Source organism: Sphingobium sp. 3R8 (genome assembly GCF_020166615.1).
Lineage (GTDB): Bacteria > Pseudomonadota > Alphaproteobacteria > Sphingomonadales > Sphingomonadaceae > Sphingobium > Sphingobium bisphenolicum.
In genome coordinates this window covers 70,019-93,714 of record NZ_JAIQXR010000010.1, presented here as the reverse complement: position 1 = coordinate 93,714, position 23,696 = coordinate 70,019, and the positions used below count along the sequence as shown (strand labels likewise).

General features: G+C 63.3%; 21 protein-coding genes. 9 read left to right on the top strand and 12 right to left on the bottom strand.

Annotated features, from left to right (window positions below):
* Nucleotides 1-556 precede the first annotated feature (556 nt).
* Nucleotides 557-2,953, top strand: coding sequence for a sensor histidine kinase (locus K9B33_RS11555; RefSeq protein WP_224548889.1), 2,397 nt, complete (start codon nucleotides 557-559; stop codon nucleotides 2,951-2,953).
* Nucleotides 2,946-5,033 carry a hypothetical protein gene (locus K9B33_RS11550; protein ID WP_224548887.1) on the top strand — a complete coding sequence of 696 codons (2,088 nt, stop codon included), beginning with the start codon at nucleotides 2,946-2,948 and terminating at the stop codon, nucleotides 5,031-5,033. The genes K9B33_RS11555 and K9B33_RS11550 overlap by 8 nt, the downstream gene beginning before the upstream one ends.
* Before the next feature lie 319 nt (nucleotides 5,034-5,352).
* Here the strand turns inward: K9B33_RS11550 and K9B33_RS11545 are convergent, their stop codons facing one another.
* From K9B33_RS11545 to K9B33_RS11530, 4 genes are read right to left on the bottom strand one after another with little or no spacing between them, the layout of a single operon-like run.
* A complete protein-coding gene (locus K9B33_RS11545; protein ID WP_224548886.1) occupies nucleotides 5,353-6,156 on the bottom strand; it encodes a phosphoadenosine phosphosulfate reductase family protein in 804 nt (267 codons plus the stop codon).
* Nucleotides 6,153-9,536, bottom strand: coding sequence for a hypothetical protein (locus K9B33_RS11540; protein WP_224548884.1), 3,384 nt, complete (start codon nucleotides 9,534-9,536; stop codon nucleotides 6,153-6,155). Before K9B33_RS11540 ends, K9B33_RS11545 begins: the two co-directional genes overlap by 4 nt.
* Complete coding sequence (locus K9B33_RS11535; protein ID WP_224548882.1) at nucleotides 9,533-10,435, bottom strand: DUF4007 family protein; 903 nt, start codon at nucleotides 10,433-10,435, stop codon at nucleotides 9,533-9,535. The genes K9B33_RS11540 and K9B33_RS11535 overlap by 4 nt, the downstream gene beginning before the upstream one ends.
* Complete coding sequence (locus K9B33_RS11530; protein ID WP_263499551.1) at nucleotides 10,432-11,550, bottom strand: cysteine desulfurase family protein; 1,119 nt, start codon at nucleotides 11,548-11,550, stop codon at nucleotides 10,432-10,434. Before K9B33_RS11530 ends, K9B33_RS11535 begins: the two co-directional genes overlap by 4 nt.
* 144 nt (nucleotides 11,551-11,694) lie before the next feature.
* Between K9B33_RS11530 and K9B33_RS11525 the strand changes: the two genes are divergently transcribed.
* On the top strand, nucleotides 11,695-12,531 hold the full coding sequence (locus K9B33_RS11525; protein WP_224548881.1) for a hypothetical protein: 837 nt from the start codon (nucleotides 11,695-11,697) through the stop codon (nucleotides 12,529-12,531).
* A gap of 577 nt (nucleotides 12,532-13,108) precedes the next feature.
* On the opposite strand, the gene K9B33_RS11520 is transcribed toward K9B33_RS11525, so the two are convergent.
* Together K9B33_RS11520 and K9B33_RS11515 are read right to left on the bottom strand one after the other, a co-directional pair.
* On the bottom strand, nucleotides 13,109-14,254 hold the full coding sequence (locus tag K9B33_RS11520; RefSeq protein WP_224548879.1) for a hypothetical protein: 1,146 nt from the start codon (nucleotides 14,252-14,254) through the stop codon (nucleotides 13,109-13,111).
* Between the two features lie 103 nt (nucleotides 14,255-14,357).
* A complete protein-coding gene (locus K9B33_RS11515; protein ID WP_224548877.1) occupies nucleotides 14,358-15,140 on the bottom strand; it encodes an esterase/lipase family protein in 783 nt (260 codons plus the stop codon).
* 114 nt (nucleotides 15,141-15,254) lie between these two features.
* Here K9B33_RS11515 and K9B33_RS11510 point away from each other — a divergent pair, with 114 nt between their 5' ends.
* Genes K9B33_RS11510 through K9B33_RS11490 form a run of 5 tightly spaced genes read left to right on the top strand, consistent with a single transcriptional unit; the run spans nucleotide 15,255 to nucleotide 16,548 of the window.
* Nucleotides 15,255-15,518 (top strand): hypothetical protein, encoded by a 264-nt coding sequence (locus K9B33_RS11510; RefSeq protein WP_224548875.1) that lies wholly within the window; start codon nucleotides 15,255-15,257, stop codon nucleotides 15,516-15,518.
* Nucleotides 15,519-15,559: 41 nt separating this feature from the next.
* Nucleotides 15,560-15,733, top strand: coding sequence for a hypothetical protein (locus K9B33_RS11505; RefSeq protein ID WP_224548873.1), 174 nt, complete (start codon nucleotides 15,560-15,562; stop codon nucleotides 15,731-15,733).
* Nucleotides 15,734-15,743: 10 nt separating this feature from the next.
* The gene (locus K9B33_RS11500; RefSeq protein WP_224548871.1) at nucleotides 15,744-16,166 is read left to right on the top strand and encodes a thermonuclease family protein; all 423 of its coding nucleotides are present in this window, start codon (nucleotides 15,744-15,746) and stop codon (nucleotides 16,164-16,166) included.
* On the top strand, nucleotides 16,166-16,366 hold the full coding sequence (locus K9B33_RS11495) for a DUF5818 domain-containing protein (protein ID WP_224548984.1): 201 nt from the start codon (nucleotides 16,166-16,168) through the stop codon (nucleotides 16,364-16,366). The genes K9B33_RS11500 and K9B33_RS11495 overlap by 1 nt, the downstream gene beginning before the upstream one ends.
* Nucleotides 16,363-16,548: a DUF6961 family protein gene (locus K9B33_RS11490; protein ID WP_224548869.1), complete on the top strand. Its 186-nt coding sequence runs from the start codon at nucleotides 16,363-16,365 to the stop codon at nucleotides 16,546-16,548. Before K9B33_RS11495 ends, K9B33_RS11490 begins: the two co-directional genes overlap by 4 nt.
* 25 nt (nucleotides 16,549-16,573) lie before the next feature.
* Here the strand turns inward: K9B33_RS11490 and K9B33_RS11485 are convergent, their stop codons facing one another.
* The 3 genes from K9B33_RS11485 to K9B33_RS11475 are packed head-to-tail and all read right to left on the bottom strand — an operon-like array spanning nucleotide 16,574 to nucleotide 18,758.
* The gene (locus tag K9B33_RS11485) at nucleotides 16,574-17,188 is read right to left on the bottom strand and encodes a GntR family transcriptional regulator (RefSeq protein ID WP_224548867.1); all 615 of its coding nucleotides are present in this window, start codon (nucleotides 17,186-17,188) and stop codon (nucleotides 16,574-16,576) included.
* Nucleotides 17,185-18,114 carry a phytanoyl-CoA dioxygenase family protein gene (locus K9B33_RS11480; protein ID WP_224548865.1) on the bottom strand — a complete coding sequence of 310 codons (930 nt, stop codon included), beginning with the start codon at nucleotides 18,112-18,114 and terminating at the stop codon, nucleotides 17,185-17,187. The genes K9B33_RS11485 and K9B33_RS11480 overlap by 4 nt, the downstream gene beginning before the upstream one ends.
* The gene (locus K9B33_RS11475; protein WP_224548863.1) at nucleotides 18,111-18,758 is read right to left on the bottom strand and encodes an acyl-homoserine-lactone synthase; all 648 of its coding nucleotides are present in this window, start codon (nucleotides 18,756-18,758) and stop codon (nucleotides 18,111-18,113) included. Before K9B33_RS11475 ends, K9B33_RS11480 begins: the two co-directional genes overlap by 4 nt.
* Nucleotides 18,759-18,943: 185 nt before the next feature.
* Here K9B33_RS11475 and K9B33_RS11470 point away from each other — a divergent pair, with 185 nt between their 5' ends.
* Nucleotides 18,944-19,219, top strand: a complete 276-nt coding sequence (locus tag K9B33_RS11470; protein WP_224548862.1) for an HU family DNA-binding protein — start codon at nucleotides 18,944-18,946, stop codon at nucleotides 19,217-19,219.
* Between the two features lie 39 nt (nucleotides 19,220-19,258).
* On the opposite strand, the gene K9B33_RS11465 is transcribed toward K9B33_RS11470, so the two are convergent.
* The 3 genes from K9B33_RS11465 to K9B33_RS11455 are packed head-to-tail and all read right to left on the bottom strand — an operon-like array spanning nucleotide 19,259 to nucleotide 23,590.
* Nucleotides 19,259-19,690, bottom strand: a complete 432-nt coding sequence (locus K9B33_RS11465) for a CopG family transcriptional regulator (protein ID WP_224548861.1) — start codon at nucleotides 19,688-19,690, stop codon at nucleotides 19,259-19,261.
* Complete coding sequence (locus K9B33_RS11460; RefSeq protein WP_224548860.1) at nucleotides 19,687-21,750, bottom strand: conjugal transfer protein TraG; 2,064 nt, start codon at nucleotides 21,748-21,750, stop codon at nucleotides 19,687-19,689. The genes K9B33_RS11465 and K9B33_RS11460 overlap by 4 nt, the downstream gene beginning before the upstream one ends.
* Before the next feature lie 28 nt (nucleotides 21,751-21,778).
* A complete protein-coding gene (locus tag K9B33_RS11455; RefSeq protein WP_224548859.1) occupies nucleotides 21,779-23,590 on the bottom strand; it encodes a relaxase/mobilization nuclease domain-containing protein in 1,812 nt (603 codons plus the stop codon).
* Nucleotides 23,591-23,696 lie beyond the last annotated feature (106 nt).

Sequence of the window (23,696 nt, the reverse complement as noted above, 5' to 3'; positions counted from 1 at the left end):
ATCCAACAAAGCCGTCATTCACAAACTATATAGAATCCGCTGAAGGGGGGCAACGCGCCCCATCCCAGCCATTCACCCGCCCGACATTTAGGCCCTATAGCCGCTGTCCGTTAAGGCAGCGAGAGTGACCATCATTGGAACCGAAATCGCTGCTTCGAGCAGCGATAGCAGCGCGCGGGATATCGTTCTGATAGCAGTGTCGGACGCTGGCATATTCGAACCTGATGAAAATCAGAACGCGGCTATTGACCGCAGGACAGTATTTTGCGCTATTCGGATCCACAAAGCGGTAAGGAAGCGTGACATCTGGTCTTCAGCCACTTGGTTTGACGAATGGTTATCCTCGGGGCGGTAAACGGCGGCGCATGTGACGCCGGCCCCAGCCATACACCATTGCGTCTGACATGGCGGCAAATCTCCTGAGGGGATGGACCGGGGCCGACATTGTGGGCATGATGTTGATCGATAAGGGGAAAGCATTGCGCGCCGACGACGAAGTATTGATGACGGTTGGATCGCGTCCAGAGCGGGTTGGTCCTATCCAGAGCGCGGCGGGATGAAGTTTCGTGTCACTGCTCGTACGATTCTCCACCTGGGTTCCGACCTAATCAGTTCGGACGGGATAGCCTTCTATGAGCTGGTCAAAAATTCACTGGACGCAAGGTCGCCCGATGTCCGCGTCGACGTGCTCGTGCGCATGCCGTTCGAGACCTACGACGAACTACTCCGCGAACTCGGCGAGCGCCGCGAGCCCAACGAACGCGGTATCGCCAAGCCGTCGGCCGCGCCGCGCAACTGGCGACATCTGCGCGAAACCGCGATCGATGCGGTCGACGAGGAGGCGCCGGAGGCAGACGAGCTGATTGCCGCCCTGCGCGGCGCGGACAACAAGCGCGAGTTCGTCACAGCTCTGCGCGAAGCGAACCGGATCGACGTCGACGACGACGGCACCGGCATGAGCGAGGCCACGCTCGAGCGGGTTTATCTCACGATCGGGACCGGCGAGCGCGCGCGCGAGCGCGACCGGCAGGCCTCCTGTCCGCCGGTCGAGGGCCAGGAGGATCACGTCATCCTGGGCGAGAAGGGCTTGGGGCGGCTGTCCGCCATGCGGCTCGGCGACTGCCTAGAGGTGATCACTGCGACGGCCGCCGACCCGACCTGGAACGTGCTCAACATCAACTGGAACGACTTTGCCGACGCCGGTGACGAGGACATCTCCTCGATCGACGTGAAGCCGGAGGTCGGAGCGAAGAAGGGTGCTGATCGTCATGGGACGATAGTCAGAATAACGGCGCTGACCGCCGCGTGGACTTACGACAAGTTGGACGCGCTTGCCCGCGAACACTTCTCGAAGCTAGTGGACCCGTTCAGCCGCCGCAAGCTACCGCTGAAGCTTACGTTCAACGCGATCAGCGTCGAGATACCCCCCTTCTCCAGCTTCATCCTGGATCATGCCCACGGGGTGTTCGACGCGACGCTCGAATGGGACAAATGGGGCAGGCCCGTGCTGTCCGGCATAATGGACTACAGGCTGCGCAAGCGCAGGCGGCCTTTTGAGTTCAAGGGCGTCGAGGTCGCCACGCTGGCCGGGGAGGCGTCCGCCGAAACGCTGAAGCGGATGGGGCCGTTCAAGCTGGAAGTCTACTGGTTCAACCGCCGCGTCCTCAAGAAGATCGAGGGCATCGGCGACCTCGCCGCCGTGCGCCGGCTGCTGGCCAGTTGGGCCGGCGGGGTGTCGCTCTACCGTGACGGCTACCGTGTCAATCCCTACGGCGGGCCGAAAGATGACTGGCTGGACCTCGACCGCGACGCTTTCTCGACGAGCGGTTTCAAGCTCAACCGCGGTCAGATCGTGGGCCGCGCGCTCATCTCGAAGGCCGGCAATAGGTATCTGGTGGACCAGTCGAACCGCGAGGGGCTGAAGGACACGCCCGAAAAGGAGGCGTTCGTCGGCCTGCTTGGCGCGACGATGGAGTATTTCCGAGGCTTCGTCGTTCAGGTCGACGAGGAGATCAACCGGGCCAACCGGGTCAAGGCGACGGACGCACTGGACCGGTTCCGCGCGGAGGACGCGCGGCTCGAGGAGATCATGCCAGCGCTAATGGCGCTGCTGAAATTGTCGCCCGAGGGCCGTCGGCTTTCCAAGCAGGTCACGGACGCTGTCACCTCGCTGCGCGAAGCGGCGTCGGACGTTGAGACCGCGTCGCGCGCGTCGGAGCAAGAGCGCAGCCGGGTCATGCATCTCGCGAGTGTCGGACTGCTGATCGAGATCCTAGCGCATGAACTCTACCGCGCGACCGCCGGCGGCCTGAAGACGATCGCCAGCGCGCGGACCTCGTCGGATCCGAAGATGACCGGCACTCAGCTTAGGGTGTTGGACGCACAGCTGCGCACGCTCCAGAAGCGCCTGAAAGTGCTCGATCCGCTCTCGACGAACGCACGGCAGACTAAAGAAGAGTTCGACCTGGGCGACTGGGTTACGGACATCGTCGAGGGCTTCGCCGCGCACAACTCGCGCGCGGGCATCGGGTTCGAGACGCGCGTTTCCCCGCGCGGCTCGCACCGCAAGGTTCGCGCGGTGAAGGGCATGTTCGTCCAGATCGTCGAGAACCTGCTCTCGAACTCGGTCTATTGGATCAAGCAGCAGAACAAGTACGATCGCAGTGTGGTCGAGTCGGAGTGTGACGGCCCGATCGGCACCGTCCATGTTTTGGTCGAGCCCGACGAGGGACGCGTGACAGTCACCGACGACGGGCCCGGCATCCCCGAGGATCGCCGCGAGATCGTCTTCGAGCCGTTCTTCACGACCAAGAAGCAGAAGCAGGGCCGCGGGCTGGGCCTCTATATCGGTAGAGAAATCGCGGCTTACCACGGCGCCAGCCTGACCTTGGGTGACGCTGACGACAACGGCTACATCCACTCCGTTATCCTGGAACTCGGAAAAGATGACTGATCCCTTGGCAGAGATCTCGCCCGCCGCCGCCGATGCACCGGAGCCGGCGGCCCCGGATTTCACCGCGATCGCGATGATCGACGACGACCTTCGGCCGCTGGCGCTCGAGCGGGTGCCTGAGGACGATCGAGACGCGGTCGTAGCTTTCTTGGGCGACGCCGACGTGCTCGAGGACCTGCTGGGCCGTGGCATGAGCGCCGAGCAGGTGGCGGCCGGGCCGGATGCCGCCATAGAGGCCTTGACCAGGCCCGATCTCGACCATGGCCTGGCCTTCGCGAAGATGGGCGATGTGTCGGCTCGCACGCAGGAGCTGATTGACCGCCGCAAGTCGATGCGCCAGATCGCGGAGTCGATCAGGGAGACCGGTGGGTGCAGGGTTGTCGAATTCGGCCCCGACGACGACCTGGCGGGCATCGACCAATACGACATCGTCTTCATCGACTACTATCTGGACGACAAGGTCGAGAGCGGCGAGCGCGCTGAGCAGATCGCCGGCCAGGTCCACGACCAGCGTGACGCGTCGCGCAGGCAGCAGATCGTGTTGATGTCGACCAGGGAGGGCGTGCGCGCTATGCGCTCCGACTTCAGGCGCAGCGCGCGTATCGAGGCGGCGTCATTCGCGTTCGTGTCGAAGCTCGACTTGGACGAGGAATGGAAAGTCAAGGCGCACCTGGACATGCTGGCCCGCGGGATGCAGCACTCTGAGGCGCTCGGCGGCTACATCAATGCGGTGAAGGCGAGCGCGAAGGCCGCTGCGGAGGCGCTAACAGCTACGATCGACGACTTGGACATCGGCGACTTCGCCTACATCCAGCGCATTGCGCTGCACGAGGACGGACACCCGCTCGGCGACTATCTGTCCTGGTTGCTCTCCTCGCATCTTACGGCACTCGCGTTCGAGACTGGCCTGCGCGAGCAACAGGCAGTGATCGACGCCCTGGAGTTCCCCGTTGGGCCGTTCAGTCCCGCCGAGCCGTCGATCGGCGTCGCGTCGCTATACCATAACGCGCTATTCGCCCGGAACCTAGGGAAGCTCGGGGGGCACCCCCGGGCGACCGAGGATTCGCCGATCGCGGACGTCCCGTTCGTGCAGCTGGGCGACGTTTTCCTGACCGCCGATCGCAGCAGTTCGGTCGTGATCCTGAGTCCCGACTGCGACCTGGCCTTTTCGACCCACGGCCGGCCGCCGGACCGGAATATGAGCGTGATCCTCATGTTCGGCGATCCGAACGCCGTGACGACGCCCGCCGACAAGGCGACAAACACCTCGACTGAGGGTATGATGCAGGGCTCCGAGGTCTACCGCATCGACTGGCGCTTTAACACGTTCCGGACGGTGCCGCTCGGCGAGTTGGCCAAGTTCCTCGAGAACGGCGGGTTCGACCTGGGCAACCGCGACCGGCTGCGGCCTATCTACTCGATCAAGCTACAGCATGAGCTCGGCAGCCACCTGACGCGCGTCGGTCCTCCGATCATGCCGCCCATCTCGAAGCATGCGCGGGGAAAGATCCGCTACTATTCGGTGGACGGCGTGTCCGATACCACGCTGGATGCGTCGGAACTCGTGGTGTCGCACTTCAAGAAGAAGAGCACCGTCAGGCTGACGCCAGCGCTGATCTCGAAGCTGAAGCTCGCCTGTCGCGAACATCTGGACCTGCTCCGCACCCAACTCGAAGCCATGCCAGAGGGAACCGAGGAAGAACAGAAGGCCCGCCGGTCGCCAGCGGCTAAGGTCCAGGCGCTATCTACGCAGATCGACGGGTCTGAGACGTGGATCAAACTGTTCGGCGACAAGCCCCTCCCGACGGAGGGGAAGTGCGACCGAGTCGGCGGGTGCGTCTACATCGCGCACGGTGCTGGATGGGTGCATCCGGGCCCACCGGCGGTAGTGCTGGTCATCGGCGAGGCGGTCGATGACGGAAACGACGATGTGGAGGGTGGCGGGAACTCTTCGGACGGCGGTGACGCACCGCATCCGCCCCCTGGGGCATCAGACGGCATCGCTGCGGCGGCTGCGACGGCAAAGCAAACGGCCAGGCGTCCCGAGCTCAAAGCGAAGCCGGCGCCGCGCGATACGTAGGACTGTTCCGACGATCTGCCTTATGTCAATCGGGGACGACCGAATGCTCTGCTTATGCGCCGGCGAGGATTCGGCCGATGCGATCGACGCGTACTACTCCAAGGCTCGACGCATCCGGCGAGGCCTCGGATGAACTGATCGAAACCTTCAGCGTAGCCGCGCTCGAGGTGCCGGCCGCGTCGGTGGCCGCCGTTGAGGGCGAGGCTGGCGCTTCGCTGCTGGAGATTGAGGAGGCCGTCATGGCGGCCCACCCGTCTCGATGGTGGGTCGTCTACGTGGTACCGCGGACGGCCGGCGTTGGACCTCGCTTCGCGGCTGACTACAGCTGGCAGATGAGGCAGCCTTCCGGCTCCTCCTCCTCGAATTCGGCGCCGGCCAGCACCGCCGACAGCGGCAAATTCGCCCGCTTGGCCGACTTCCTAGCGGCGGCCGCCTCCCAGTTCCTCTCGATCTGCTCCATTCGCTCGGGCTGCTCGAGCTCCTTGAGCGATTCACGGCTGCACCACGTAAAGCCATCGCTGACGAGCGCGCTGCGCTCCTCATACCACTTAGCCTTCTCGAACAGGTCAGGATGCTTGCGCTTGAGACGGACCCATTCGATCTTCTGCTGGTAGAAGCAGAAGTAGCAGCCCGACCGCGAGCGGCCCCACTCCATATAGGGCGGGAGGCCGAGACCGCTGTCCTCCAAAATCCGCATGATATCCGCGCGCACTAGCCCATCCTCCTGAAACGGATAGACGGCGGTGATGTTTGGCTTGGTGCTGATGTAGCCTGTCCGCTTCTCGTCCGCGCGCAGGCCGACATAGTTGATCGTGGGATCGTCGCCGATGTAATTCTCGAATGGCTTCAGCTTCAGCATCTTCGTACACCAACGCCGGTGGTTCGAAGGCAGCATGTCGCCGTAGACCGCAAGCCAGTGTTCGAAAGTGTCCTCCGGAGTCGTCCGCGTAACGGGCTGCCCTAAGATGCTCTCCAGTCTCGCCATGTAGTCGTAGGTCTCGGGCAGCTCCTTGCCCGTGTCGTGGAAGATATATTCCATGTCGCTGACGCGGTCGCGAAGATAGACAGCGAGCGCCGCGCTGTCCTTGCCGCCTGAGAGGCTGAGGATGTGACGAGTCTTCAACTGGCGGTCCTTGCATTCGGTTCGGCGACGACCTGGTCGTCATGCTGCATGCTCTCGAGCGAGAGCAGCGCAGCGACAGTGTCCAAGCTTAGGTTAGCATCCGCCGCCATCCGCTCGATGCTGTGGATCGCGATGACCTGGTCGGAGCTAAGCCCATCAAGATCGACGATGACCGATCGTTCCTCGCCGTCCGCACGGGTCAGGGAGACGCGAACAGCCTTGCGCTTCGAAGCGCTCTCGCCAAAGGCTGCGGCTTCGACGCGCCTGAAGTGTGCAGCCAGATCCGCAAGGCGCGAACGCCACATCTCGACGTCATGGTCGAGCCAGCGCGAGGGAGGTTTGCCGATAACTGCGCCGCCAAGGGCCTCAGTCCACGAGTCTTCGCCAAGCGCGCCGTCGGCCAGCCTAGTCGCGAACGTCCGCAGCTGCTGCTCGCGAATTCTGAAGACGAGCCCTGCGGCTCGGTCGATGATCGCGGCACGATCTGGTGCGTCCAGCGCCGCGAGCGCCTCGACCCGCATTCGTTCAAGCAACTTGGGGTAGCAGCTGCGCAACTCTGCCACTGCGGCATCGAGTCGCTTTACGAACCGGGTCGCAAGCTCGGAATCGGGATGGGCATTCGGCGCGAACGGTTCGCTGCCACAGGCGATTGGAAGCTCGTTGAACACTAGGTCGATTGGGCTCCGCGCTTGGGAGAGGACCTTTCTGACGTTGCGCGCCTCGGTGCTCAGTGCGGATGAATGTTGGACGTGGAAAGGCAGCTCCACGCCAAATTTGATCAGCGGATCAACTACGGTCCTGATGCCACTTTCCACGGGTGGCTGACCGAGAAGGGCCGCAATCCGGTGGAAGACGTCGGCGCGGACCCCCTCGAGCGACACCCACTGGAGGGTGAAGTGTTCGGGCGATTTGAGCATGCGCATAAACGCGGCGCCGTCGAGCCTCGTGCAGTAGGTTCCGCGCTCGAACAACGCCACTCGATATCCTGCCGCGACCAGGTTTATGGCGAGAAGCAGCGAGCACAGGCCACGCCGGACACCATAGGGCTTCGCTTCGATCTCGGCATAGAGGTCGATGAGCGCCACGCGGTCGCCATCGTTCGCGAGCCGAGCCTGCATCGCGTCAAGCGCGGGACGTAGCCGCAATGGATCGGCGTCAAGGGGTGGAGGGGCTAAAGTCCAAACACCGCCCTCCTCGCGATGCACATTTCCTCGCCGCAGTAACGAGAGATAGAGCGCGCGCTCGGGAGGATTCTTGTTTGGCTTGAATCCTAGCTCGGGATCGAGCGGCCGATCGAACATAGAGTCTATCAGGCGCTGTCGCGCGCCGGCACCGGCCGTCGTCAGCGCGTGTCGGTTTACGAGTTCGTTCTCGACTTTCGGCGCCTCAGAGTAGACAGCGTCGCACAGCGTCGAGATGCGGACGTGGGCAGGATTCAGCAGCGGCTGCGCCTTGCCATTCCAGAACAGGTCCAGTGGATCGCTCGGAGCATGGCCCCGCAACCCCAGCGCCGATTCAATCGAGGCGGAAAGCTTCCTCTCCAGCTCAGCGACTGTTCGTTCGATCTCCGCGGCCGCGTAGGCGTCCTCTTTCAGTTCAGCTGCGTTTGCCACCACCCATCGGTGACGAAGCAGGTCGATCATCGGTTGACCAAGCTCACCCTTCGTCGGGACAGCCGCAGCCAGCATCGTCGAATGCTCCGTGGTGACCTGTGTCGCCCATGCGCGCGCGATGCGCAGCTCATCGTCACTGCCGCAGATCACCGCGACCAGACCGCCGTCCGCATCGCCATGTCCGGCGTACCCCGCGAGGGCGGAGGCATAGGTGCACCTAACCGCGAACCGGCGGTTGGTTCCTGTCGTCACCGAGTGCCGGCGCGCCAAGACGTGCGCGCGGATGGGCAGGGCCGACAGATGCCTGGGAAGTTCGCGCAGAACCTGCTTCGCATCGACCTCGCGCTCCGCGTCAGCCCAAATCGCCGAAAGGTCGACGCGGCGGCTCGTCCATAGACGCAGCTCCATGCGCCCTGGGCGTTGAAACAGCAGTCCTCCATCTGCAAGCCGACCGATTGCGCTCCCTACTTCCTCTGAAGAGAATGCCGGGGCGAGGATGTCTCGAACGCTATCCATGGTGGCCGCGAGATCGGGGGCATCGAGGAGATTCAGAATGCCGATGGTCTTGAGGACCGCGGTCTCAATCGCGTCTGCATCAGCCGCTCGTTCAAGGACCGCACCGATGCGATCCCACTCGCCCGTTCCTGCACGCGAGGTAAGGCGATGCCCGAAGGACGAGGCAACGTAGTCGAAGAATTGGTGAATACCGTAAAGGCCATCGGCCCCCAGCGTCGCGGCGGCGAAGGCCCTGAGGCTGTTCGGCTCCTCGCTTGCGGCGAAACCGAACAGCGAGCGCTCGTTCTGGCCAAAGGTTGCGAAGAACCGCGCCATCACCGGGACAGCCGAGGGATGGACCGGCCAGCAGCCGGCTGCGGCGGCGCCGTTGCGAGGTCCAAGCCAACCGAGTGCGCGGACACGCCGGACGGCATCGTCGTGCGTCTTGCGGACCTTTGCTGGCAGTGAGGCTTCCTCGACGCCCAGCGCAGCGGACAGAAGGGCAGCCGTATGCGAGAGGGGATGGTCGAATACCAGTTCCTCGAAACGCTCGGCTACCTTCTGCCACTCGGTCCGTCGCGCGGCGCGCCAGTCCTCGCCGTAGGACTGAAAGCCCTTGTGGAGGATGAGGATTACAGCGAGCGGCGTGTCACCAGAGCGAGCTGCAGCCTCGGCTAGCGCCTGCAACTGGTAGACATCGGCGCCGTCGTCATCGCCCGTGCTCTCGACGAACTTGCCCATCTCGTCGACGACGAGCAGGAGGCCATCGAACTGGCCTGTGGCGTGCAGCCTGTCGCGTAGCTCAACAATCGCATCGAAGGGATCGTCGACAGCTAGCACCTCCCGTGATGCTTTCGTGCCAAGTAGGCCCTTCGTGGCGACGGCCTTGCGGATCGAGGATGTCAGGGCAGACGCAAGCCCATCGCGCGACCCGGTAACGAGAAGTGGAAACATGCGGGGCGCGCCGCCAATGGACTCAGCAAGCTGGCACACCGGCATTGCTTTGTCGCTCAGCCGAGGGTCAAGCGCCTGGACCAGAGCCAGGGCCAGCGCAGACTTGCCCACTCCAAAGTCGCCGATCACGCGCCAAGCCCTGCGGGTTGAGCGTTCTTGCAGTCCGGTGATGACTTCGGAAGCAACGCGCTCGAGCCAAGGCGTCAAGACGAACGAGCGTCCCGCGGCTGGATCGCTGACATCTCTTTCCAGTGCCACCGAACGGTAGAACATTCCAGGCTCGCCCAGGAAGTCGCCCATGGTCGTCGCACGGTTCACGCGTAGATCTCCCGTAGTCTTGCATCCGGGTCAGGCGTGCGGACGGCCGTGACGCTTCCAGAATCGCCGGACGGCCGATAGCTCCACAGCGCGTTTGTGCGGTCCAGATGGTCGCGCAGGTCCTCAGCTTCCAGTCTTAAAGTTGCGCCTGGGGAGCCTTCCGCGTGCGCAAGGTCCCTGAACGAGATGACGGATTCCGCGCCGTGCCGCTCCTGCCAGAAGCTAGCAATCGCATAGTCGACGACCGGGGAGCCGATCTCGGAGATGGGGATGCGCGATAGCGCGAACACAGGCTCAATCCGATCGACACCGCCGCGCCGCCGGCCAAGCCTCGCGACAAGACCCAGATCTACGAGCGGCCCGTCGAGGGCGTCCTCCGGCGAGGCCGAGCTCAGTGAACCGAGATAGCTGTGAAGGAAGATGTCGCCGTGCTGGACCAGGGTCACGTCAGAATGCTCGTATCCGAGCCGCCGACCCTCGAGGCGCATCTCCGCGAGCAGTTCAGAGCGAGTGAAGTCGGGTCGCATGCGGCGGTAGAGGATATGCCGCCACGCGAAGAGGGGGTTCTCCACCGGGGTGCTCAGCTGCCAGTGCAGAAGCCACTGGGTTTCGATCCGTTCGATGTATGGATCCAGGCCCCCTTCCGCGAAGACGGCCTCACCGAACGGCAGCAGCTTCCACGTGCCGCCGCGCGCCGAGGCGACACCAAACGCCTCGAGCCAGAACCGCAGCGATCGCACCATGTTTTTGCCAAGGCCCAGCTCGAGGATGGCTCGCTCGTCGTCCTGGAGGGCTGCGGGATCTCTCGCGATCAGACGCACCGCTTTGGGGAGCCACGCGAAGCGGCACGCGAACGTCTCATGCCCGCTGAAGCGGGGGCGGATGGCAACGGCGTTCATGCATATCTCCGGGCGGGTTCGGCAGAAGAAAGGGCCGCGGCGATAAGTGCTCCAGCCTCCTCGACCTCCTGCTCCGTGTTCATCTTGCCCAAACCGATGCGCACCGCACCCTCCCTCGCCCAGTCGGAAAGACCCATTGCCGTAAGGACATGCGAGGGCCCAGGCACGCCGGACTGGCAAGCCGCGCCGGTCGATACCGCTACACGACCCCACAGACGGCTGACGGCGACATCTCCTGGCACGTGGGGGGTGGAGACGTGCAGGCTCCCGGCCAGCCGTTGGCTGGGACTCCCGTTGATTCTGAGCCCCTCCACCGCATCGAGCAGGTGCGCCTGAAGTGCGTCGCGCATCAGCAGGAGGCGCGCTTCGTCGTCGCCGGACTCCTCCACTCGCAGTTGTGCAGCGAAGGCAAGCGCCGCCGCCGATGGCACATCGGGGCTGCCGAATACGTCGTGCGCCAAGGCGGCTGACGAAGTTGCCAACGTGCCTATGAGTGCGCCGGCGCGACGGGGACCGTAGAGCTTGGCTCCGCTGACGACGACGAGATCGGCAGCGACGACGTGCTTCATGTTGATGCGCCCGGCGGCTTGACTGGCATCGATCAGGTGTCGCGCGCCGCTGTGCGAGACCAGCTCGCCGATGGCTTCAAGATCGGTGACGGTGCCGACCTCGTTGTTCACCGCCATGGTGCATAGGAGATCCACTCCATTGTTCAGAGCGCGCTCGATGGCTTCAACTTGGGGTGCCCCCACCCCGTCGACCGGAAGCACGGTCAGGTGAACGCGGCCATCCCGCTCAGCCCGGTGCAATGCCGAGAGGAGAGCGGGGTGTTCGACCGCTGTCGCGGCGATCCGAGGGACGCGCTTGCCGGCACGAGCGATCGCGTCTTCGATAGCAAGCCAGAGTGCTGGAGATGCGCCAGGGGTGAACGTGACGTCTGCGGCATCACTCCCAAGAGTGTGAAGCAGGGCCTCGGCGGCTTCGTCCAGCTCACGCTTCGCCTGTACACCCGCGGCGTGCTCCGAACTGTTCGCATTGCCCGATGCTGAGAGCATGGCAAGGCCGTGACGCTCCACAACGCGCGGATCGATGGGTGTCGCGGCCATGTTGTCCAAGTAAATAATCAAGTTACGCCCGGCCCCATATCATGCTGGTTACGCTACACGACGGGGATTCGCAGGTCACGAGCTTATTGCATCGGCTAGGCCTTTTCCGCCGTATGTGTTGCCAAGCCTGTCGCCTGCGGCTGTATTGGCTTAATGCATGAAATAACGACCACGCTTGACGGATCCAACAGGAGGGCAGTCAGACGCAATCCGGACTGGACCCGGGACGAGACGATCCTTCTGTTCGATCTCTATCTGCGCGCGCCGCGTGCGGAGAAGACCCATCCGGAGGTGATCGCGCTTTCGTCAGTCCTTCGGGCCGCCGGCCGGCGAGACGGCCGCGCGGTGCTGCCGAACTTCCGCAACCCGTCCGGGATCGCGATGCGGCTGCGCAATTTCAGAAAGCATGATCCGCAGGTTCCGCCGAGCCAGAATGCCGGATTGCGACCGGGTGGCGCGATCGATGCCCGGATCTGGAGTGAGTTCGGAACTGATTTGGCGGCGCTCGCGGTCGAGGTCTCGCGGATCAGACGCTTGATCTCATCAGAACAATGGACCGTGCGGGACCGGAGTTCGCGGGGTCCGGCTCCATCATTCGGGCGGACGGTAAGCATCTCGGAGGACGGTCGGACCGGAGTCTACCTCCTGCTTTTGGACGGACCGTTGAACCTGCTCGCGCCTGGTAAAATCTTGACTGCCGGATGGGCGGTCATCAAGTTCGGCCGGACGGGCAATCTGGAGCGCCGCATGTCAGAGCTGTCCGGTGGCCTTCCACCAGGTGCCACGATCCGATACCTTCCCTTGGGCCTTCGCATGTTCGGCAACGGCGCGGATGCCCACACATTCGAGCGTCAGATGCTCGACATGTGTGACCGCTTCGGCTGGTCGCTTGGCGGTGAGTTCGCATATGCTCCATTAGCCCAGGTGCGGCACGCTCTGGCGGAATGTCATGGGCGCAAAGCAAAGGACATGGGCCACGCGAAAGGCTAGCTCACCACAGTGTTATCGGGTGAGCCGCCTAGCGAGCGCGACGATGGCGCGGCGCATGCACCGGCGCTGCGCCACTCGCATCGCCCAGCCGCCGCGATACACCATCTTCTGACATGAACGGACGCTCGGCTTTTGGCGTCCGATGCATCCTGAGACACTGCCGCCTTCCATAGCGGGAAAGATCCTGACATAGCGCGCCGGGACCGATTTCATGCGGCCTATCTCGCTGGATTTGCGCTCTTATTCCTATCACCCATGTCGGACAGGGCCTCTAGGGCGCATCAGTCAGAGGCAAAATTCTCGAGGTCTCTCTTGAGGACAGGCAGCGCAAGCTTGCAGCCGAAATAGAGAATGCCCGGGGTGCATTACGCGCCCGCTATGCGGCGATCCTCGCGGAGCTACCGGTCGAACTTTTTGGCGAATGGGAGTTTCGCGACATCGTTGTTCAGCTCACGCGCATGGTTGGGAGCGCGGCGCTTCAGGCGCTAAAAGGCCTCGGCGAGACGCGGAAGTAACTTGTGACGATCGAGCTAAGGAGCAGGTTTGGATTGACCAGGGCAGGCGGCGGCTAATACGGTTATTGGCCGAAACTTCTTTGCCACCAGCCGCGCCTTGGGCCGCCTTCGTTCTCCTCCTCGGCGTCCGCCGGTTCGGGGGCTTGTGCTTCCTCCGGCGCTTCGGCAGCGGACGCTGAAGGTCTGTAGCGCGGCCGCGCCGGTTCGGGTGCCGGCTCCGCCGCGGCTTCAATGACGGGCTCGTCAGACCGTTTGTAATGTCGTCTCTGGGGAGCATCTTTGGGCTGAGGCTTACGCCGGCGTGCACGGACTTTTTCTGCCTCTCGCGTATCAGCGCGTTCCTCGACAGCCGCGAGCTTTTCAATGAGTGTGTAGGTAGCGGTCCAAGTAGCGCGCAGGATGGCGACGTCACCAATGATATCAGCGCGCCGGTCTGTGGGTATAAGCCTCGACTGGCTGAATAGCTGCGGCCAGTTGGGTTCGTCCGGCAATCGCTTGAAGCGCCCCCCGTCAAAGGACCTTCCAAAGAACTTGGCCAGCCAATAGCTGAAATAGATGCCATAGAGTGGGCGCTCGGCCGCTGGCATGATATCGAAAAGATTGGCGAGGCGGGACAGGAACGTTGCCGCCCCAAGCAGGGCGAATGAAATATCGGGAGCAACGTGGTCGGGACGCGCATTTTTCAGCGCTTCAGAAAAGTCGAGCTTATCCAAATCTGACAGCGCAAAATCGTCCAGAATGCTGAGCCATATATCGATCGGCCCATCCTCATACCAGATTCTGAGTTCGCTGAGCATGCCCGCAAACCTGATGGCGCCGTTCGGCAATGGTTCAGGCGGCTGCAAGGCGGGCAGTCCCAGTTCAACATTGACTCGCGCCGCAAGCATGCGCACGCCAATAAATCCATAGCCGTCGACATAGCCACGCGCAGCGGCTGGCCAAAGGGTAGCCGCAAGCCGCCTGCGTGCGTCAGCCCAGGCTTCCTCCAGCGGCAGATAACCCGTCGCGATTGAAAGCTCCTGCAACGCTAAGAAGCCTAGAGCTTCATCCATTGAGTCGCGTAGCTCAAAAAGCTCTTCCTCGACGGGCTCGTCCCAATGAAACCGCAGAGCTCTCGATAGATGAAGAAGGCGAGCTTCGTCGGCTGAGATCGTCTGCGCGGGTAAGTCTATCAACCCATGACCGGCCAAGACGTCATCGCGGGGCATTACGGGGGGGACGACCATCTGTTCGGCAAGCGCACCTTCATCAACCCATGGCCCGGCCAGGAGCGTCTCAAGCCGCGAATGGGCACACGGCGCTGCGCAAGGCTCATAATAGGGCAGCCTTGATCCGGTCGCGCATGACGGACTGGTGCCAATCGGTCGTCTTTACCTTGGTCATCGCGATATGGCCTCCGGATACTTCCTTGCGGCGGTCGTCTTCCCATTTTTCGCCAGTGCCGTAGCCCAGCACTGCATCGTCGCTACCTTGCACGATAAGAACTTGGGGATAATTAACGTAGGAGCGGATTGTTGCGTACCATGTTCGAAGCATGTCGATAAGGGGTCCACCCGGTTCCAGCGCAGCGGCAACCTTGTTCGCACCCGAGAGCAAAAGGTGGGGCTTAGAGATCATATCTAAGAATCCGGACCAGCTTGCCCATTTGGCGAGCCAGCTGCCATCGACGGGACTCGCAAACAAGACCACCGCCTGCAGTGATTCATTGAAGCGGATGGGATGCCCGATCGTGCTGCAAAGAAGTTGCCGTATCGCGAGTGTGCCAAGGGAGTGGCCAAAGAGAGCAAATCTTTCATAGGCATGGGGAAATATGCCGTCCCCCTCAGCCGCGTCCTGAATCCAGGTTTCCAATCTGCGCGTAATAGACATCAAGCTGGGTGCACTGGGCGTGTCGTAGCCGAAGAACAGATAGTCCCAGTCACCGAAGGGGGCTTCATCATCTGCGATCTGCTCAAGGCACGAGGCAAGATCACCCCAGGTAGTAAGATGCGTTCCGCCGAATCCATGCACGAAAACCGCAAGCTTCTTGTTGGTCTGGTCCGTCCGCATGACCAAGGCGCACTGCTGTTCCTGACGATCGATCAGAATTCGCATGCACACTTCCCCCTGGAACCCAGACGCGATCTTATCCATCCGCGCCGACAAGGCTATACCTCGACACCGAATTTTATCCGCTCGCGAAAATTTCGGCTAGGCAGATGGTCGTCCATGGCCCTTTTCGCGCCCTTTCAGGCCAGTGTCATTCTGGATCTCTACGCACGCAATCACGACGCCCACTGGAGTGAACCCTATGCCCAGAGCATCCCAAAGCCCCTCATTGCCAGTGTTGGCCTGTGCCTGTCGTCCACGGCGAACGCCCAATCCCTTAAACTTGGCCAGCGTCCGATTCGGCTGGCCGAACAAACTGCTGCCTTCTGCAATCTCGTGCAATCGGCGGCATGGTGGCTGTGCAACCTGGCACAGCCGCGCTAGCGTCGCCGTTTGAGAAATCGGGAACAGGTATGAACGGATATGTGCGTTTGGAAACGCCGGACGGTGATTTCGTGGTTGTCAATGTCGATCGGGTCAGTTTCGTTCGACGCTTCCGCGGTGAGAACGATACCAGCGCGGTCAATTTCGAGAAGGGAAATTATCTCGTCGTCAAGGGCAGTCTCGACAGCGTCATGACCATCCTGGCCGAAGGCTGAAGTCAGGCTCATGCTTGCCGTCCTATCTGCGGTCGTTCTGGCATCCGGGGAGGCCTTTGCCTGTACGCCGACCCATGTCTGGGACGGGGACGCCCCGATCTGGTGTGCCGAAGGTCCAAGGGTGCGGTTGGCCGGTATCGCGGCACGCGAGATGGACGGCACATGCAAACAGGGTCACCCCTGTCCCAAGGCATCGGCTATTGCAGCACGAGACCGGCTGGTACGCTTGCTGGGCGGCGCGAAAGGCAAGGCGCGGACCGGCCATATTCTTGTATCGGCGCCGACCATGTGCTGCGTGTCGAATGGATCGGCACGAGGCGGTCGCACAGGGGCATGGTGCAATCTGGCGGGCACGGGCGACATAAGCTGCGCCATGATCAGGTCAGGCACCGTCCTGCGATGGGACCGTTATGCGCGAGGGCAGTGCCGCTGATGCCGAGGGGAACGCGCCACGAACTGACCGGCATTCTTCTGGAAGGCGACTTCTATCCGGTGTTGCGTGTTCCCGATGGAGGCGAGTGGCGACTGGAGATCACCAAGGCCTGGCGGCCGCTGCTGGGCAAGCGCGTCGTCGTGATCGGTGTGCGTGACGGTTTTGACCTGATTGCCGTCGAACGGATTACCCTAGCATGACACACGATCAACTTCTGTGGGGCGCCGTGTCCATGCTGATGAAGCAGCATGGTGAGAACGCGCCGCGCAAAGTGGCCGAACGGATCGGCGCCCTTGCCGTTGATGGAGACATGGCTGGCGTGGCGCTATGGAAAGACATTGCATGCCGGGTGGACATGATGATGCGGTCGCCTGTCCAATAGTCGGTCATCGCCTTGGCCATTACAATCAAGGCATGGCGGGCGGTGTTCGCAGCAAGCGTATATAGGTGGCAAGCCGCGCCTTTCGACGGGCATGAAACTGCCGGACGTGCTTGGCCAATGCCGAGGCCGTCGCAGTTTCGGCTGCCGATTCCAACTCAGCCAATTCTTCGCTCGTTTTCCCGATCACGCGTTCATCAAGCTGGCGCATGGCATGGAGCCGATCATTGGCGCTTTCAACAGCGCGAGTGAACGCACTATTGCCCTGCCTCAAGGCAAGACGGAGAAAAAGACGCGCGGTCCGTTCGGGCACATCCGATGCATCATGCTCCAACGTCGTGACACTGCCGATAGATGATCTTGGCTTGCGGATGGCCAGCAGGGCAAGTGCGGCGTTCCAGTCGAGCAGGTCACGCAACATACTCTCGTCCAGCGACGGCACGTAGAAGCCGCCGCCTGCAATGGCTTCGACCAGTCCTTCCCCTGTCAGCCGGTTGAGAACGTCCCGGACAGGCGTGATGCTGACATGCATGTCGTCTGCAAGCCGGGTAGCCTCCAGACGCTGCCCAGGACGAAAGCCGCCATCGATCAGGCGCTGCTTGAGCGTCTGGTAGCTGCGCTCGAGAATCTGCGCCGGACTCACCCGCCCGTGCCCGCGCCATTGTCTTGAAGCCAGGGTCTGTCGTTCCCCGGCACCTGTCGGCTAAGGTAATGATCGACCAGATCCATCTGGTCGGGCCGGAGCGCATCGATCGCGGCAATATGCGCGGGTATCTCGTCCCTGAGCAGGATCGAGGGACATTGCCCCTCATAATTGCCCAGATTGGGGCGATGCTGGGCATATCCCACCAGGGCGGCCAGCGCCGGCGAGAAGGTCCGCGCAACCGGGGGCGGATAGGCAAGCCAGGGATTCTCATAGGGTTTGAGCCAGCCCAGCGAATAGCCGGTGACGATCGCGCGCCTGACCTCGCCTGTGTTGTTTCCGCCTGCGCCGTGCAACGTGGAACCCAGGAACAGGATCGCGGACCCCGGCAGACAGGTCGCCGCGATCGGCTCGTCATAATCCTGCCGGGCCATGCCGGCCGCACCATGGCTCGCGGGATAGAGTTGGGTCGCGCCATTGTCCGCCGTGAACGGGGTGATCGGCCACATGACATTGAGCAGATATTCATGCGCGCCTTTGGCACCTTGCCACATGTCGTGATCGCGATGCGGCAACTGCGTCAGCGCACCGGGATGGATTTCGATGGCCTGGGCGACATTGAGCTGGATCCGGTCGCATGCGGGGCTCAATATTTCGTGCGCGATTCCGACGATGAGCGGATCTTCCACCAGCGGCGCCATATGGCGGCTACGGCGCAGGAGGCCGCCAAAACGCTTGGTTCGCTCGCCATAGAAGCCGCCCTCGCAAAAGGGCGTCGCCTCGAAGATGGGCGACAGATCCCGTTCCAGCTTCTGGAGCGCGCAAGGGGGACGCAGGTCGGGGATGACGCAGAAGCCGTCACGCAATAGGCGACCGGTCCAATATTGTACCGCGGCCAGATGATCGATCGTTTCGAGCGGGTTCATGACAGCATGTCTCCCGCGCGTGCCGATGGTTCGAGGTCGCTACCGATCAGGGCGAAACGGATCGGCTCGTACACGCCATTGGCACGCAGCTTGTCGATGGTGGTGTGATCGATACGAATATGGAGTCCCACCAACAGGTCGCGGCCATGACGCACCGATGGTCCGAGCGCCTGGCAATCCCAGCCGAAACGGGCGATCTGATCGAACCAGGCCTGCTCGGCGACGCCGGTATAGTCGGTGATCCCATGTCGGATGGCGTGGTCGGCCAGCGTGCTGACCAACTGATTGCGCGCGCTGCGCCGTTCGGCTGATCGCTGATGCCGGTCAAGACAGAAGCGCGTGATTTCCCGGATGTTGGGCCCGGTCGGGACAATGCCGGCACAAAGACGCGGATAGAGATGCCCCAATATGTGCTCGCGCTCGGTGCGCAGCAATCGCGCGGATGCGCGATGGACATGGTCGGGGCCAAGCAGGATCAGATATTCGGCATCCGGCGTATCGAACTGGTCCACCTCGAACCGGTCGGCGAGGACGGGCAGATCCCACCCCAGAAGGTCGATGAAGACCTCCTTGCGGGCAGCGAACATCGCACGCATGGCGGCGCTTTCGCGCGGGCCATGACCGGCATCGGTCATTTCCATCATGGCAGGCTCCCTTGTGTAAGGTCCGGCAAGGACAGCAGAAGGGGCCTGGCTCTCCCATACCAAGAAATGGGGGGATGGCTGGGCCTGCCGCTACGCCATAGCCGCCGAAAGCCCGATTTTGCTCGACGATGGCGCGCGAAATTGGCAACCGATGCCATCCAAGACACAGATGAAAGGCTGCACCCATGAACTCTTCCGAACTTATTGACGCGGTGGCGAGCGCGACCGGCACCACCAAGGCCGAGGCCAAGAAGATCATCGACGCCACGTTCGGCGCGATCGGGGATGCCGTCGGCAAGGGTGAGGAAGTCGCGGTCAACGGGTTCGGGAAGTTCAAGCTCAAGCTCAACGCCGCGCGCGAGGGCAAGAATCCGCGTACCGGCGAGCCGCTGTCGATCCCGGCCTCCAAGGGACTTGGCTTCTCCGCTGCCAAAGCAGTCAAGGATAAGCTGAACGGCTGATACAAGCGCCGACGGCCGGATCGGCCGTCGGCTCATACCCTATGTTCGATCGAGTTCGTCACCGCCGAAGTCCTGCCCGATCTCGTCGATCAGGCGCGGTCCTGTTTCCATGCGGCTAGCCAGCGCCTCGACATAGCCGGTCCAACGGATATTGGCGTCCGCGAGCGCGGCGCGCCGTGCTTCCTGCGGCAATGCGGGGTTCTGTAGCATCCACGCATGCACGAACAGGGCAAGCGCTTCACCGTTCAGAGCATTTTGCCATCCCTGCCGCTGTATCTCCCGATTCATGCGATCGAGACGCCGCCCGATCGCCGCTTCGAGCCGATCGGACCCGTCGGCAGACAGGAAGGAAGCAAGCGCCGCCTCGACGACAAGCGCCTGGGGCTTGCGCTTTCGCCGCGCATAGTCCGCCATTTGCATCGAGATCTCCGGCGAGAGGCGGATCGTGTGCTTGATCTTGAGCCCGCTCATAGTGCCACGCCATCGTCAGGATCGAGCGAGGCCTGCCGCGCGGCCCGGCGCATCCGTTTCATCGCCCGCGCGCGCGCCGCGTCCTTGTCGTCATCCCTCTCGTGAAATTCGAACTCCTCTCGCGCGGACCGCTGCGGCGGGACGATCTCCTCCTGTTCGGGAAGATGGGGCTCCCGGCGGATACCGGCATTGGCCGTGTCCGACCTGGTTGGCCGATCATCACGATGATCATCGCTCGATCCCCTTGTGCTGATGCCTTGCGTATCGGTCGCCTGTTGCTCTGGCGACGCAGGCATCGATGGAACAGGTCTCGCCGCCGGTGCCGCGATGGTGGCGCGATCGCTCCAGTCGTCGGCCGGTGGTTTGCGTCCATTAAGCGCTGCGGCCGCCGGTGGCGGCAACAGCCGCGCCGTAAAACGCTTGTCCTCGAAATAGCGGGCCTTGGTGGCGCGCAACGGGGGCATCCCCGATACCATCACGATTTCCTCGCTTGGCGGGAGCTGCATGACCTCGCCCGGTGTCAGGAGAGGGCGCGGTGTTTCGGTGCGCGAGACCATCAGATGCCCAAGCCAGGGCGAGAGGCGATGGCCGGCATAATTTTTCATCGCGCGCATTTCGGTCGCCGTCCCCAGGCTGTCCGAAATCCGCTTGGCGGTCCGCTCGTCATTGGTGGCGAAGGCGACGCGCACATGGCAATTGTCGAGGATGGCGTTGTTGGGGCCGTAGGCCTTCTCGATCTGATTGAGGCTCTGGGCGATCAGGAAGGCCTTGAGGCCATAGCCCGCCATGAAGGCGAGCGCGCTCTCGAAGAAATCGAGGCGGCCAAGAGCGGGAAATTCGTCAAGCATCAGCAGGACCCGGTGGCGCCTGGCGTCGGGTTTGAGTTCCTCGGTCAGCCGACGGCCGATCTGGTTGAGGATCAGGCGGATGAGCGGTTTGGTCCGGCTGATGTCGGAAGGCGGCACCACCAGATAGAGGCTCGTCGCGTGCGCGCCTTCGACTAGGTCGGCGATGCGCCAGTCGCATTGCCGGGTGACATGGGCGACCACAGGATCGCGATACAGGCCCAGGAACGACATGGCGGTCGAGAGCACGCCGGACCGTTCATTCTCGCTCTTGTTCAACAGTTCGCGCGCGGCGCTGGCGACGACCGGATGAACGCCTGCCTCGCCCAGATGCGGCGTCGTCATCATCGCGCGCAACGTGTTATCGATTGTGCGCCTGGGGTCGGACAGGAAGGCGGCGACCCCTGCCAGCGTCTTGTCAGGCTCGGCGTAGAGGACGTGGAGGATTGCGCCGACCAGCAGCGCATGGCTGGTCTTCTCCCAATGGTTGCGACGCTCGAGCGAGCCTTCGGGATCGACCAGAACGTCCGCGACATTCTGGACGTCGCGCACCTCCCATTGCCCGCGCCGCACTTCGAGCAGCGGATTATAGGCGGCCGAAGCGCTGCTCGTCGGATCGAACATCAGCACGCGGCCATGGCGTGCGCGAAAGCCCGACGATATCTGCCAATTCTCGCCCTTGATGTCGTGAATGACGCAGCTGCCCGGCCAGGTCAGCAGCGTCGGCACGACAAGACCGACGCCCTTGCCGCTGCGGGTCGGCGCAAAGCACAGGACATGCTCCGGGCCGTCATGGCGCAGATAGTCCGGACCGAACCGACCGAGTACGACCCCCTCATCCTTGAGCAGGCCGGCTTGCGCGATATCGGCAGGCAGAGCCCAGCGCGCCGAGCCATAGGTCTCAGCCGTGCGCGCTTCGCGGGCGCGCCAGACCGACATCCCGACCGCGACCGCGATGGCCGCGAACCCGCCCGAGGCGGCAACATAGGCCCCGCGCTCGAAGATATGGGGCGCATAGGCGTCATAGCTGAACCACCACCAGAAGAAGGCGGGCGGCAGGTAAATAGGATGGTCGCCGATCATGAACCAGGGTGGCCCGAGTGCCGGTTGGTAGCCAAGGCTGGCCGCGGTCCATTGGGTTGCGCCCCAGATAGCCATCAGCACGACCACCCCGACGAGCAGCAACTGGCCCCAGAGAATGCGTGTGCCCGACATTGTCGTCCCTCCTTGTCGTTGATGAAAGTCACAGGCCGAGCCCGCGACTGCGGCCCTGTGTCCAGTCGATCCGTCCGCCCGGGCTCATCGTACCCAGCACCTGACTGCCAAGCTGGCGATCAAGCGCCGGACGCCAGGGCACGAGCTGGAAGCCAAGACCGTCGTCGATCATCGCGAAGCGGCCCGATGCGAGGGTGATGCGCTCGCGATATTGGCCGCTCACGATTTCGCCAGGTACAGAAGGCTGGTGGGCAAGCCCGGTCGCCTGCGCGATCCGCGTGGCGGCATCCTGCAACTCGGACGCGCGAAGGCTGGCGATCATGCCCGAAGGCAGGATCAGCTGTCCGCCGCGCCGGGTCGCCACGCCAAGCGCAACCAGTTTCTCGCGCCGGGCGTCGAGGGCATCGCGGACCTCACGGCCAAAGCCATTGGCCATGGACAGGGGTTGGTCGCCCACAAGCTGCCGATCGATCCAGGTTGCGCCCAGCGCATCGACCTGGGCGTGGAGCGGCATGTCGGAGCGGCTGGCGAGCGACATGCGGGCGCGCCCGTCGCGACCCGTCCAGCTGCGTAGCTCGACGATGCCGCCGATCGGCGTATCGCCGGTCATCTCGAGATCCTCGAACCGCAGATGATGGGTGCGCCCGTCCACCCCTTCGACGATCGCAAAAGCCGTGCCGGTCAGTTCGTCGTCAAGGCCGCGAGCGGCGAGTCTGCCGATGACCGGATCTGTGGGCGCGCCATCGTGCAGGGTGAAGGTTGCGAGGTCGGGGCGGCGTCCGCTTGTCTGCATCGCCCGGTGCATCGTCTTGATGATGTCCGTGCGCATGCCGACATCGCGCAGGCTATCCTCAAGGTCGGGTCGCAATGTCCACATCGCCGGCGCAATCGACTCGGCCAGCCCCATCCGTTCCAGCCGGGCTGCGCGTCCCAGCAGAAGCTGGTTGTCGGGGTCGCCATATCCCGACGCCTGATCAGGTCCCGGACGTAGGCCCGAAGACTGGTCTTGGCCCGGCCCCCGACCCGATAGCACAGGCCGTAGATCGACGATCCCCATGTTGCGGGCGGCCAGCCGCTGCAGTCTCTGGTCGAGCGACGTCCAGCGCTCGGCATCGACCTCGCGTGCAAGCGTCCGGGCGATCTCCTGGCTGGTGCGCGGCCCCAATTCCAGCGTGGCCCGCGCCTCCGCGCGGGCGCGCATGCCTTCGCTGATATAGTCGCGATCGATGACGAGGTCGGACCCGTCATCGGCGCGCCCGCGCAGCAGGATATGGACATGGGGATTGTCGGTGTTCCAGTGATCGACGCCGACCCAGTCGAGCCGTGTGTCGAGATCGCGCGCCATGTCGGCCATGAGGTCGCGCGCAAAACCGCGCAGGTCCGCCATATCGGCACCATCCTCGGGCGAGACGATGAAGCGGAAATGGTGGCGATCGTCCTCGCAGCGCCGTGCGAAATCCGCCGCGTCCACCCCTTCGGTACGCTGGTCGAACAGGCGGGCGTCCTGTCCGTCGCTTGTGACGCCGTCGCGGGCGAGATAGTCGATATGCCGGGCGAGCGGCGCGGCGCGGAAGCGGGTGCCCTTGTGCCGCACGATCCGCGCCTTGATGACCACTCTGCGTCCGTCGGCACGGAAGCGGGCGGATGCCGCCGCTAGCCTGCCCCGACCGATCGTGCCGGTGCCGCCCGACCGACGGGCTCTGGACAATCGCATATGCCCGGCCTTGGCGGCCGCGCGCCGGACCTGAGTGGCCAGTGATGCGGCGCGTCTGCTCTGTCCGGCACCACGATCGCGTGCGCGGCCGGGGCGGACGTCGAAATCCTGCTCGTCCCGGCTCATGGCGCAGGATTCCCGCTCAAAATGACCGTTGCCAGTCCCCGATCCGTTGAAAAAAGGGCAGAAATTGATGCGAGCGCCGTCGCTGCAATTGCAGTGCCGCCGCTGA